Annotated in this window: 11 protein-coding genes; all 11 read left to right on the forward strand. The window is 73.2% G+C overall.

Features of this window, described 5'->3' with window-relative positions:
• Positions 1 to 71: 71 nt before the first annotated feature.
• On the forward strand, positions 72 to 809 hold the full coding sequence (locus AMK13_RS26625) for a CDP-alcohol phosphatidyltransferase family protein (RefSeq protein ID WP_049649827.1): 738 nt from the start codon (positions 72 to 74) through the stop codon (positions 807 to 809).
• Complete coding sequence (locus AMK13_RS26630) at positions 806 to 1705, forward strand: glycosyltransferase family 2 protein (protein WP_074004362.1); 900 nt, start codon at positions 806 to 808, stop codon at positions 1703 to 1705. Before AMK13_RS26625 ends, AMK13_RS26630 begins: the two co-directional genes overlap by 4 nt.
• A gap of 155 nt (positions 1706 to 1860) precedes the next feature.
• Positions 1861 to 2802 (forward strand): ABC transporter permease, encoded by a 942-nt coding sequence (locus tag AMK13_RS26635; RefSeq protein WP_049649806.1) that lies wholly within the window; start codon positions 1861 to 1863, stop codon positions 2800 to 2802.
• Positions 2795 to 3604, forward strand: a complete 810-nt coding sequence (locus AMK13_RS26640; protein ID WP_234348229.1) for an ABC transporter ATP-binding protein — start codon at positions 2795 to 2797, stop codon at positions 3602 to 3604. Before AMK13_RS26635 ends, AMK13_RS26640 begins: the two co-directional genes overlap by 8 nt.
• Before the next feature lie 272 nt (positions 3605 to 3876).
• On the forward strand, positions 3877 to 4842 hold the full coding sequence (gene hpnC, locus AMK13_RS26645) for a squalene synthase HpnC (RefSeq protein WP_107418851.1): 966 nt from the start codon (positions 3877 to 3879) through the stop codon (positions 4840 to 4842).
• Positions 4843 to 4883: 41 nt separating this feature from the next.
• Positions 4884 to 5741: a presqualene diphosphate synthase HpnD gene (hpnD, locus tag AMK13_RS26650; RefSeq protein WP_074004456.1), complete on the forward strand. Its 858-nt coding sequence runs from the start codon at positions 4884 to 4886 to the stop codon at positions 5739 to 5741.
• 127 nt (positions 5742 to 5868) lie between these two features.
• Positions 5869 to 7302, forward strand: a complete 1434-nt coding sequence (gene hpnE, locus AMK13_RS26655; protein ID WP_074004364.1) for a hydroxysqualene dehydroxylase HpnE — start codon at positions 5869 to 5871, stop codon at positions 7300 to 7302.
• A 209-nt stretch (positions 7303 to 7511) separates the two neighbouring features.
• Positions 7512 to 8600 carry a polyprenyl synthetase family protein gene (locus tag AMK13_RS26660; RefSeq protein ID WP_063780402.1) on the forward strand — a complete coding sequence of 363 codons (1089 nt, stop codon included), beginning with the start codon at positions 7512 to 7514 and terminating at the stop codon, positions 8598 to 8600.
• A 64-nt stretch (positions 8601 to 8664) separates the two neighbouring features.
• Positions 8665 to 10689 (forward strand): squalene--hopene cyclase, encoded by a 2025-nt coding sequence (gene shc / locus AMK13_RS26665; RefSeq protein WP_049659813.1) that lies wholly within the window; start codon positions 8665 to 8667, stop codon positions 10687 to 10689.
• A complete protein-coding gene (locus AMK13_RS26670) occupies positions 10686 to 11366 on the forward strand; it encodes a 5'-methylthioadenosine/S-adenosylhomocysteine nucleosidase family protein (protein WP_074004365.1) in 681 nt (226 codons plus the stop codon). Before shc ends, AMK13_RS26670 begins: the two co-directional genes overlap by 4 nt.
• 2 nt (positions 11367 to 11368) lie before the next feature.
• Positions 11369 to 12397 carry an adenosyl-hopene transferase HpnH gene (gene hpnH, locus AMK13_RS26675; RefSeq protein WP_049649487.1) on the forward strand — a complete coding sequence of 343 codons (1029 nt, stop codon included), beginning with the start codon at positions 11369 to 11371 and terminating at the stop codon, positions 12395 to 12397.
• The last annotated feature ends 57 nt before the right edge of the window (positions 12398 to 12454 follow it).

A 12454-nucleotide genomic window follows, 5' to 3' on the forward strand; every position in this document is an offset into this window, starting at 1 on the left:
AACGGCCCCCGGTGGACCTGACCCGCCGGCCCTCGATCGAGGAACTGCGCGCGGTGATCCACCCGGAGGGCATGCTCCAGCGCCGCAGTGCCGAGCACTGGGCCGGTCGCCTGTACATGCGGAAGATCTCGCTGCGGATCACCCGGGTGCTCTCCACCGTGACGGCGATCACGCCCAACGGTCTGACGTACCTGATGATGGTCACCGGCATCCTGGCCGGCGCCGCGCTGGTCCTGCCGGGCATCGCGGGCGCCGTCCTGGGCGCCCTGCTGATCCAGGTCTACCTGCTGCTGGACTGCGTGGACGGCGAGGTGGCCCGCTGGCGGCGGCAGACCTCGCTCACCGGCGTCTACCTGGACCGGGTCGGCCACTACATGTCCGAGGCGGCGCTGCTGACCGGCCTCGGCCTGCGCGCCACCGACCTGCTGCACCGCGAGGGCACCGGGTCGCACTGGGAGTGGGCCTTCCTCGGCACCCTGGCCGCGCTCGGCGCGATCCTGATCAAGTCCGAGACCGACCTGGTGGACGTGGCCCGCGCCCGCAGCGGCCTGACGGCCGTCGAGGACAGCGCCTCGGTGCCGCGTTCGGCCTCCGTCGCCAAGGCCCGCCGGGCGGCCTCCTTCCTGAAGTTCCACCGCCTGGTCGGCGCGGTCGAGGCCTCGCTGCTCATCCTGGCCGCCGGCGTCGCCGACGCCGTGCACGGCGGACTGCTCTTCACCCGGCTCGCGGTGGTCGTCCTGGCCGCGATCGCGATGCTCCAGACCGTGCTGCACCTGCTGAGCATCGTCCTCTCCAGCAGGCTGCGATGAGCGCGCGGGGCACCGCGGAGGACTTCCGCCTCGGCGCCGTGATCATCACCATGGGCAACCGGCCCGCCGAGCTCAACGCCTTGATCGAGGCCGTCCGCGCCCAGGAGGGCCCGGCGGTCGAGCTGGCCGTGGTCGGCCAGGGCGTGGAGCTGCCCCCGCTGCCGGAGGGCGTGCGCACCGTCGAGCTGCCGGAGAACCTGGGCATCCCGGGCGGGCGCAACGTCGGCATCGAGCTGTTCGGCCGGGACGGCGCGGAGGTCGACGCCGTCCTCTTCCTGGACGACGACGGCAACCTGCCGCGCACCGACTCGGCCCGCCTGCTGCGCGAGGCCTTCACCGCCGACCCGGAGCTGGGCATCGTCTCCTTCCGGATCGCCGACCCGGACACCGGTGTCACCCAGCGCCGGCACGTCCCCCGGCTGCGCGCCAGCGACCCGCTGCGCTCGTCCCGGGTGACGACCTTCCTGGGCGGCGCGAGCGCGGTGCGCTGCAAGGTGTTCGAGCAGGCCGGGCAGCTGCCCGCCGAGTTCTTCTACGCCCACGAGGAGACCGACCTCGCGTGGCGCGCGCTGGACGCCGGGTGGGCCATCGACTACCGGGCGGACGTGGTGCTGCACCACCCCACGACCTCGCCCGCCCGCCACGCGAGCTACTTCCACAACGTGGCCCGCAACCGGGTCTGGCTCGCGAGGCGGAACCTTCCGGCCCTGTTGGTGCCTCTCTATCTGGGAACCTGGTTCCTGCTGACCCTGGCCCGCCGCCCCTCCCCGGAGGCGCTGAAGGCCTGGTGGGGCGGGTTCCGGGCGGGCTGGCGCGAACCCTGCGGTGCGCGGCGGCCCATGCGGTGGCGTACCGTCTGGCGACTGACCAGGCTGGGCCGACCTCCGATCATCTGATCACATCTGATGGCATCCGCATCGGATGATCGATCGCTGCGGCCGGTGCCCACACACCGGCCGGCTCCCCCGAGATCCCAGTGGATCCCCATCGGCGCACGACCGGCGGACCCCGCCGACCGGCCGCCCCGACCGATCCCGCGTGAAGGACGAATGTGTCGACAGTGAGTGAACCCGTCAGCCTCTCGGCCCCCAGGGGGGCGGACGCGGGCCTGACCCCCAAGCAGCTTGCGGACAAGTACGGTCTGGCGGTGAGCGGCGCCCGTCCCGGCCTGTTCGCCTACTCCAAGCAGCTCTGGGCCCGGCGCCACTTCATCTGGGCCTTCGCCACCGCCCGCCTGGTGGCCCAGTACACCAACGCCAAGCTCGGCCAGCTGTGGCAGGTGGTGACCCCGCTGCTCAACTGCGCGGTGTTCTACCTGGTCTTCGGCGTGATCCTGGCGAGCAAGCAGGGCTTCCCGGACAACACCTACATCGCCTGGCTGTGCATCGGCGTCTTCGTCTTCCAGTTCACCCAGAACGCGGTGCAGGCCGGCACCCGGGCGATCTCCGACAACCTCGGGCTGATCCGGGCGCTGCACTTCCCCCGGGCCAGCCTCCCGATCGCCTTCACCGTGATCCAGCTCCAGCAGCTGCTGATCTCGATGGTCGTCCTGGTCGTCACCGTGCTCGCCGCCGGCATCACCCCGGGCCGGACCTGGCTGCTGATCATCCCGGCGCTGCTCCTGCAGACGCTCTTCAACACCGGCATCTCCCTGGTGATGGCCCGGCTCGGCTCCCGGACCAGCGACATCTCCCAGCTGATCCCGTTCGTGATGCGCGCCTGGATGTTCCTGTCCGGTGTGATGTTCAGCATCCAGGACAAGATCACGCACTGGCCGCACTACATCCAGACGCTGATGTCGCTGAACCCGGCGTCGATCTACATGGACCTGCTGCGGCACGCCTTCGCGCCGGTCATCTACAACCCGCACCAGCCGGTGCACCAGACCCTCCCGCCGCACCAGTGGGCGTACGGCCTGGCCTGGGGCGTGGGCATGTTCGTCGTCGGATACGTCTTCTTCTGGAAGGCCGAGGAGGAGTACGGCCGTGGCTGACATCGACCTGAGCAACAACGACACCGTCACGGACGCGGACGTCGCCCGCGAGCCCACCGTCGTCGTCGACGACGTGCACATCGTCTACAAGGTGCACGGCGCCGGCTCCGGCAAGGGCAGCGCCACCTCGGCGCTGAGCCGCATCATCAGCCGCAAGCGCGCCTCCGGCGTGCGCGAGGTGCACGCGGTCAAGGGCATCAGCTTCACCGCGTACAAGGGCGAGGCGATCGGCCTGATCGGCTCCAACGGCTCCGGCAAGTCGACCATGCTGGCCGCCATCGCCGGCCTGCTGCCGACCGAGAAGGGCGGCATCTACACCAACGGCCAGCCCTCGCTGCTGGGCGTCAACGCCGCGCTGATGAACGAGCTCACCGGTGAGCGCAACGTCGTCCTCGGCTGCCTGGCCATGGGCATGACCCCGGCCCAGGTGAGGGCCCGCTACCAGGACATCGTCGAGTTCTCCGGCATCAACGACAAGGGCGACTTCATCTCCCTGCCGATGCGCACCTACTCCTCCGGCATGGGCGCCCGGCTGCGCTTCTCGATCGCCGCCGCGAAGACCCACGACGTGCTGCTGATCGACGAGGCCCTCGCCACCGGCGACCAGGCCTTCCAGCAGCGCAGCAAGCGGCGGATCGACGAGCTGCGCAAGTCCGCCGGTACGGTCTTCCTGGTCAGCCACGACAACAACTCGATCCGCGAGGTCTGCGAGCGGACCATATGGATCGAGGCCGGCGAGCTGGTCATGGACGGACCCACCGAGGAGGTCGTGAGCCGCTACGAGCGCGGCGAGCGACCGTAGTCCCCGTCACACTCCCGCGGGGCCGGTTCCGGAGCTTCCGGAGCCGGCCCCGCGCCTTTCCCGCCGCCCGGCGCGGAGGCGAGCGCCCGGTGCCCCGGCGGGGCGCTCTTCTCCGGCGCGCCCGGGCGTGTCAGCCTGGTGGTCGCGGGGGCGGTGTGCCGTGCGTGACGCCCGCGCTCGGACGCGTGTCCGAGTCGGACCGGTCGTGCCAAGCGGTGTAGAACGGGGGAGTGACAGCAGTGTCGGCTTCGGCCCAGCCCAGAGATACGCCGGTGAACGGTTCCGCAGGACAGACCCTGGACAAGGCGGGCGCGGAGAACTTCCCCGTCGCCCCGTTCTTCCTGCCCGCGGCCTGGCGCGACGACCTGATGGCGGTGTACGGCTTCGCCCGCCTGGTCGACGACGCCGGCGACGGCGACCTGGCCGACCCGGCCGCCACCGCCCGGCTGCTCGGGGTCGAGCAGACGCCCCCCGCCACCCCTTCGGACCAGTCCGGCCCGCCGGCTCCGCAGGAGACCGCCTTCCGGCTCGCCCTGCTCGACGGACTGGAGCAGGACCTCGACCGGGTCTTCGAGACGGCCCTGTGCACCGCCGGCGGCTCCGGAGCGGCCGGCGCGGACCGCCCCCGCCACCCGCTGATGAGCGCGCTCGTCCCGCTGGTCGACCGGCACGGCCTGACCCCCGAACCGTTCCGCCGTCTGATCGAGGCCAACCGGGTGGACCAGACCACCTCCCGCTACGCCACCTTCGACGACCTGATCGGCTACTGCACCCTCTCCGCCGACCCGGTCGGCCGCCTCGTGCTGGCCATCGCGGGCGTCTCCACCCCCGAGCGGACCGAACTCTCCGACGCCGTCTGCAGCGGCCTCCAGGTGGTCGAGCACATCCAGGACGTGGCCGAGGACCTGGCCCACGGCCGGATCTACCTGCCCGCGGAGGACCTGGCCCGCTTCGGCGTCACCGAGGCCGACCTGGCCGCGCCCTCCGCCGACGGCGCGGTGCGCGAGCTGATCGCCTTCGAGGTCGAGCGGGCCCGCACCCTGCTCGACCGCGGCGCACCATTGGTAGGTACGGTTCGGGGGAGGCTTCGACTGCTCCTGGCGGGATTCACCGCAGGCGGCTATGCGGCCCTGGCGGCCGTCGAGGACGCCGGGTACGACGTGCTCGCCCAGCAGGCGAAGCCGGACAAGCGCCGCCTCGCAGCGAAGGCGGCGGCCATCTTCGCGAAGGGAAGGTGAACGCCCGCGTGGCGGCATCACCACTGGCGTCGGCCCAGGTCATGGCGGCGTACCGGTACTGCGAGGCAGTCACCGGACTGCAGGCGCGCAACTTCAGCTACGGCATCCGGTTGCTGCCAGAACCCAAGCGGTTGGCCATGTCGGCCCTGTACGCCCTGGCCCGCCGGGTGGACGACATCGGCGACGGCGACCTCCCGGACGACCGCAAGGCCGAGGCGCTGGTGCGCACCCGGGAGCTGGTGGACGAGGTCCGCTCCGGGGTGGTCGCCGAGGACGACACCGACCCGATCAAGGTCGCCCTGGCCGACGCGGCCCGGCGCTTCCCGATCCCGCTCGGCGGTTTCGACGAGCTGATCGACGGCGTCGAGATGGACCTCAAGGGCGCCGAGTACCAGACGTACGACGAGCTGAAGGTCTACTGCCGCTGCGTGGCCGGCGCGATCGGCCGGCTCTCGTTGGGCGTCTACGGCTGCGACGACCCGGAGCTCGGGGCGCGCTACGCGGACACCCTGGGCCTGGCGCTGCAGCTCACCAACATCCTGCGCGACCTGCGCGAGGACGCCCTGACCGGCCGCACCTACCTGCCCGCCGAGGACCTGGTCCGGTTCGGCTGCGAGCAGGGCTTCGCCCTGCCCGAGCCGCCGGTCGGCGCGGACTTCACCGGTCTGGTGGCCTTCGAGGCCGCCCGTGCCCAGGCCGCCTTCGAGGAGGGCCTGCGGCTGCTGCCGATGCTCGACCGCCGGAGCCGCGCCTGCACCGCCGCGATGGCCGGGATCTACCACCGGCTGCTCGGCCGGATCGCCGCCGAACCGGAGTCGGTCCTGCGCGGCCGGGTCTCGCTGCCGGGCTGGGAGAAGGCGTACGTGGCGCTTTCCGGGCTCGCCGGGGGGCGTTCTTGATTCTCGCAACAGTTCTGTCACGCTGTGTCAGCTGGGAATCACGTGCGGGTAGTTCCGTGTTGAACAAACGAGGATCTTCTTCAGGGACCGCCCGCGGGCGGTCCACCGACTGCGAGGGGGAGGGCCGATGACCGGGCGAGCCGATGCCGCGCGCCCGGCCGCCGTGGTGGTCGGCGGCGGTCTCGCCGGGATCACCGCCGCGCTGCGCCTCGCCGAGGCGGGCCACCGGGTCACCCTCGCGGAGGGGCGGCCCCGGCTCGGCGGCCTGGCCTTCTCCTTCCAGCGCGGCGAGCTCACCGTCGACAACGGCCAGCACGTCTACCTGCGCTGCTGCACCGCCTACCGCGGCCTGCTGGAGCGCCTCGGCGCCTCCCGGCTGGTCCACCTCCAGGACCGCCTCGACATCCCGGTGCTCTCCGTCACCGGGCCGCCGGAGGCCCCGGTGCGCACCCTGGGCCGACTGCGCCGGGCCGGCCTGCCCGTCCCGCTGCACCTGGCCGGCAGCCTGGCCCGCTACCCGCACCTGTCCCCGGCCGACCGCGCCCGGGTGGTCCGCGGCGCGCTAGCCCTGCGGGGCCTGGACCTCGCGGACCCGGCCCTGGACGAGGTCTCCTTCGGCGACTGGCTGCGCCGCAACGGGCAGAACGCCGCCACCCAGGCCGCCCTGTGGGACCTGGTCGGCGTCGCCACCCTGAACGCCCGGGCCGACCAGGTCTCGCTGGCGCTCGCCGGGATGGTGTTCAAGACCGGCCTGCTCTCCGACCCGGGCGCCTCGGACATCGGCACCGCCGCCGTCCCGCTCGGCGTGATCCACCACGACCGGGCGCTCACCGAGCTGGAGCGGGCCGGCGTCCGGGTGCTGCTGCGGTCCCGGGTGGCCGAGCTGAAGCCGGCCGCGCCGCAGCACGCCGTCCGGCTGGAGGGCGGGGAACTGCTCACCGCCGACACCGTGGTGCTGGCCGGCGCCCAGGACAGCGCGGCCGCGCTGCTGCCGCCGAACGCGGTCCCCGGGCAGGAGCGGCTGGCCGGCTTCGGCACCGCGCCGATCCTCAACGTGCACGTGGTCTACGACCGCAAGGTGCTGCGCCGGCCGTTCTTCGCCGCGCTCGGCTCCCCGGTGCAGTGGGTCTTCGACCGCACCGCGCACTCCGGCCTGGCCGCCACCCCGACGGGCCGGGCCCACCCGGGCGCCCAGTACCTGGCGCTGTCGCAGTCCGCCGCGCAGGACGAGATCGACCTGCCGGTGGCCGAGCTGCGCGGCCGCTACCTGCCCGAGCTGGGCCGGCTGCTGCCGGCCGCGGCCCAGGCCGAGGTGCTGGACTTCTTCGTCACCCGGGAGCGCACCGCGACCTTCGACCCGGCGCCGGGCAACGGGGCGCTGCGCCCCTCGGCCCGCACCGAGGTCCCCGGCCTGTTGCTGGCCGGCTCGTGGACGGCCACCGGCTGGCCCGCGACCATGGAGGGCGCCGTGCGCAGCGGCCACGCCGCGGCCGACGCCGCGCTCGCCGCGGCCGGCACCCGGACGCCGGTGGACCGCGGCGACGGGAGGTGGCCCAGGTGACGGCGGGCCCCGCCGCCGGAGAGCCCGCCAGAGCCGACGGGCGTACCGTCGAGCGCACCGGCGCATCCACCGGGAGCGGCCCGGCCGGCCGTACCGGCACCACCGGCGCTGCTGGAACCATCGGCACCGGCACTCGATTCGACACCAGCCGCACCGACAGCGCCCGGCCGCCCCGTGCGGCCCGGCACCACGAGGAAGAGGGAACGCACGTGGAGTCACGCACCGGCTACGCCGTCGGAGGCACGGCGCACGCCGAACCGGTCTCGGTGCCGGAGCTGCTCGCCCGCAGCCGTACGCTCTGCACCCCGCCGCTACGGGCCGCCGTCGCCCGACTGGCCGCACCCATGGACACCGTCGCCGCCTACCACTTCGGCTGGATCGACCGGGACGGCACCCCGGTGACGGGGGACGGCGGCAAGGCCGTGCGCCCGGCGCTGGCGCTGCTGTCCGCCCGGGCCACCGGCGCGGCGGCCGAGGTCGGCGTGCCCGGTGGGGTCGCGGTTGAACTGGTGCACAACTTCTCCCTCCTCCATGATGATCTGATGGACGGTGACGAGACCCGACGGCACCGGGCCACCGCCTGGACGGTCTTCGGGCCGGCCCAGGCGATCCTGGTCGGCGACGCCCTGGCGACGCTCGGCACCGAGGTGCTGCTCGACGCCGCCGTGACCGGCGGGGCGAGCGCCACCGACGCCGCGCGCGCCGTCCGGCTGCTCACCACGGCGACCCGCCGGCTGATCGACGGCCAGGCCATGGACGTCGCCTTCGAACAGCGCGACAGCGTCACGGTCGCCGAGTGCCTGGAGATGGAGGGCGGCAAGACGGCGGCACTGCTGGCCGCCGCCTCGGCGATCGGCGCCGTCCTGGCCGGCGCCGACGACAAGGTCTCCGACTCGCTCCAGCGCTACGGCCACCACCTGGGCCTCGCCTTCCAGGCGGTGGACGACCTGCTCGGCATCTGGGGCGCCACCGAGGTCACCGGCAAGCCGCACTGGGGGGACCTGCGCCAGCGCAAGAAGTCCCTTCCGGTCGCCGCCGCCCTGGCCGAGGGCGGAGCGGCCTCGCGCCGGCTCGCCGAAGAGCTGGCCGACCCGAAGGGACGCGGGGAGGAGAGCGAGCCCGAGCTCGCCGCCCGCGCCGCCCTGATCGAGGACGCCGGCGGCCGCGCCTGGACCCGGGAGGAGGCCCGCCGCCAGCACACGACTGCCCTCGCCGCCCTGGACGAGGTGCCCATGACCGACGAGGTGCGGGAGCACTTCGTCGCACTCGCCGAATTCGTGGTGGTACGAGAGAGGTGACGTTACGTTGACAGCAACCGCGGACGGCCGGCTCGACCCTGAGTACGATTCCGAGCCGGTCGCGGTGGGCGACCGCCCCCCGGCCCTGCTGGGCACGGGGCGGTGGCAGCCCGAGGACACCGACCAGCCGCGGCCGGCCGGTGAGACGGACCACGGACCGGCCGACGCGCGGGAGGCCCTGGCCCGCGCCACCACCCACCTGCTCTCCCTGCAGTCGTCCGAGGGCTGGTGGAAGGGCGACCTGGAGACCAACGTCACCATGGACGCCGAGGACTTACTGCTCCGCCAGTTCCTGGGAATCCGCACCGAGGAGCAGACCCGCGCCACCGCCGAATGGATCCGCTCCCAGCAGCGCGAGGACGGCACCTGGTCCACCTTCCACGGCGGGCCGCCCGAGCTGTCCACCACCGTCGAGGCGTACGTCGCCCTCAAGCTGGCCGGGGACGACCCGGAAGCCCCGCACATGCTGGCCGCCGCGCGCTACGTCCGCTCCGCCGGGGGCATCGCGGCCGCCCGGGTGTTCACCCGGATCTGGCTCGCCCTGTTCGGCTGGTGGCCCTGGGAACGGCTGCCCGAGATGCCGCCCGAGATCATCTTCCTGCCCAGGTGGCTGCCGCTGAACATCTACGCCTTCGGCTGCTGGGCCCGCCAGACCATCGTCCCGCTGACGGTCGTCTCCTCCCACCGCCCGGTCCGTCCGGCGCCCTTCCCGCTCACCGAGCTGCACACCGACCCGAACGACCCGTACCCCCACCGGCCGCTCGCCCCCGCCACCACCTGGGACGGCCTGTTCGAACGCCTCGACAAGGCGCTGCACGCCTACCACCGCCGGGCCTTCCGCCCGCTGCGCCGACTGGCCCTCTCGCAGGCCTGCCGCTGGATCGTCGAACGCCAGGAGGCCGACGGCTGCTGGGGCGGCATCCAGCCCCCCGCCGTCTACTCGCTGATCGCCCTGCACCTGGAGGGCTACGAGCTGGAGCACCCGGTGATGAAGGCCGGACTCTCCTCCTTCGACCGCTTCACCGTGCACACCGAGGACGGCAAGCGCTGGCTGGAGGCCTGCCAGTCCCCGGTCTGGGACACCTGCCTGGCCACCATCGCCCTGGTCGACGCCGGGGTGCCGGCCGACCACCCGGCGCTGGTCTCCGCCGTCGACTGGATGCTCGGCGAGGAGATCCGCAAGCCCGGCGACTGGACCGTGAAGCGGCCCGGGCTCGCCCCCGGCGGCTGGGCCTTCGAGTTCGAGAACGACACCTACCCCGACATCGACGACACCGCCGAGGTGGTGCTCGCGCTGCGCCGGGTCGCCCACCCCGACCCGGCCAAGGTCGACGGCGCGGTGGACCGGGGCGTGCTGTGGAACCTCGGCATGCAGTCCAAGAACGGCGCCTGGGGCGCCTTCGACGTGGACAACACCAGCACGCTGCCCAACAAGCTGCCGTTCTGCGACTTCGGCGAGGTGGTCGACCCGCCGTCCGCCGACGTCACCGCGCACGTGGTGGAGATGCTCGCCGAGACCGGCCGCTCCCGCGACCCCCGGACCAGGCGCGGCATCGAGTGGCTGCTGCGCAACCAGGAGGCGGACGGCTCCTGGTTCGGCCGCTGGGGCACCAACTACATCTACGGCACCGGTTCGGTGCTGCCCGCCCTGGTGGCGGCCGGCGTCCCCGACGAGCACCCGGCGATCCGCCGGGCGGTGCGCTGGCTGGAGGACCGGCAGAACGCCGACGGCGGCTGGGGCGAGGACATGCGCTCCTACGACGACCCGGCGCGCTGGGCCGGGCGCGGCGACTCCACCGCCTCGCAGACCGCGTGGGCGCTGATGGCGCTGCTCGCGGCCGGCGAGGGGCCGAAGGACCGGGCCAACCCGGCGGTGGAGCGCGGCGCGGAGTGGTTGGTGCGCACCCAGCTGCCCGAGGGCACCTGGGACGAGCCGCAGTTCACCGGCACCGGCTTCCCGTGGGACTTCTCCATCAACTACCACCTGTACCGGCTGGTCTTCCCGGTCACCGCGCTCGGCCGCTACCTCAACGGCGCCCCGGGCACGATCCGGGCCGACGGAACCCCGGCGATCGGGACGGCGCGGTGACCACCGCGCCCCTGCTGGTGCTCTGCGCCCTGGGCCCCGAGGTCTGGGCCCTGCGCGGCGGCGACTGGCGCGGTGCGACCGGAGGGTCCCCGGTGCTGGTGCGCACCGGGGTCGGCCGGCGCCGCGCCGGGCTGGCCGTCCGGCGCCTGCTCGGCTCCGCGCCCAGCGGCTACGGCGCCGTGGTGGTGGCCGGCTTCGGCGCCGCGCTCGGCCCGGGCGTCCTGCCCGGCGACGTGGTCGCCGCCGACGGCGTGCGCGACGCCGAGGGCCACCTGTACCCGCTCGACTCCGGCGCGGAGCTCACCCGGGCGCTGAAGGAGCGCGGCCTGACCGTGCACACCGGCGTGCACCACACCGCCGACCACGTGGTGCGCGGCATCGAACGGCGGGCGCTGCACCTCCAGGGCGCGCTCGCCGTCGACATGGAGGCCGCCGCCGTCCTGGCCGCGCTGCGCGAGGTCCGGCCCGTGCTGCCGGCGGCCGTTCTGCGGGTGGTGGTGGACACGCCCGAGCACGAGCTGCTGCGGCCCGGCACCCTCCCGGCCGGGGTGCGCGCCTGGCGGACCCTGCGGGCGACGGTACCCGCCCTCGTCGACTGGTACCGGCAGGAGCGCGCGCCCGGCTCCGTAGACCTGAACCACCCCACATCCTCGACGCTCCCCCAGGAGGCGAGCTAGCCATGGCCATGCCGTTGCGCCAGACCGTGCGGGTCGGCACCTACCTCATGCAGCAGAAGCTGCTCAAGCGCCGGGACAAGTTCCCGCTGATCGTGGAGCTGGAACCGCTCTTCGCCTGCAACCTCGCCTGTGAGGGCTGCGGCAAGATCCAGCACCCGGCGGGCGTCCTGAAGCAGCGGATGCCCGTCGCCCAGGCGGTCGGCGCGGTCCTGGAGTCGGGTGCCCCGATGGTCTCGATCGCCGGCGGCGAGCCGCTGATGCACCCGCAGATCGACGAGATCGTCCGGCAGCTGGTCGAGCGCCGCAAGTACGTGTTCCTCTGCACCAACGCGCTGCTGATGCGCAAGAAGATGGACAAGTTCACGCCCTCGCCGTACTTCACCTTCGCGGTGCACATCGACGGCATGCGCGAGCGGCACGACGAGTCGGTGGCCAAGGAGGGCACCTTCGACGAGGCCGTGGCCGCGATCAAGGAGGCCAAGCGGCGCGGCTTCCGGGTCACCACCAACAGCACCTTCTTCAACACCGACACCCCGCAGACCGTCATCGAGGTGCTGGACTACCTCAACGACGAGCTCAAGGTGGACGAGATGATGATCTCGCCCGCCTACGCCTACGAGAAGGCCCCCGACCAGGAGCACTTCCTCGGCGTCGAGCAGACCAGGGCGCTCTTCCGCGCGGCCTTCGCCGACGGCAACCGCAAGCGCTGGCGCCTCAACCACAGCCCGCTCTTCCTGGACTTCCTGGAGGGCAAGGCCGACTTCGAGTGCACCCCCTGGGGCATCCCCAACTACTCGCTGTTCGGCTGGCAGCGGCCCTGCTACCTGATGGCCGACGGCTACGTGCCGACCTATCGCGAGCTGGTCGAGAAGACCGACTGGAGCAAGTACGGCCGCGGCAAGGACCCGCGCTGCGAGAACTGCATGGCCCACTGCGGCTACGAGCCGACCGCCGTCCTCGCGACGATGGGCTCGCTGCAGCAGTCGCTGCGCGCCATCACCGAGACCGTCAACGGCAACAAGGGCCGCTGAGCGGGGAGCCGACCTCCGGGTCGGCGCCCCGGCTCCGGGCCCCGCGCCCGGGGCCGG

The sequence above is a fragment of the Streptomyces sp. CB02056 genome (assembly GCF_001905545.1).
Taxonomy (GTDB): domain Bacteria; phylum Actinomycetota; class Actinomycetes; order Streptomycetales; family Streptomycetaceae; genus Kitasatospora.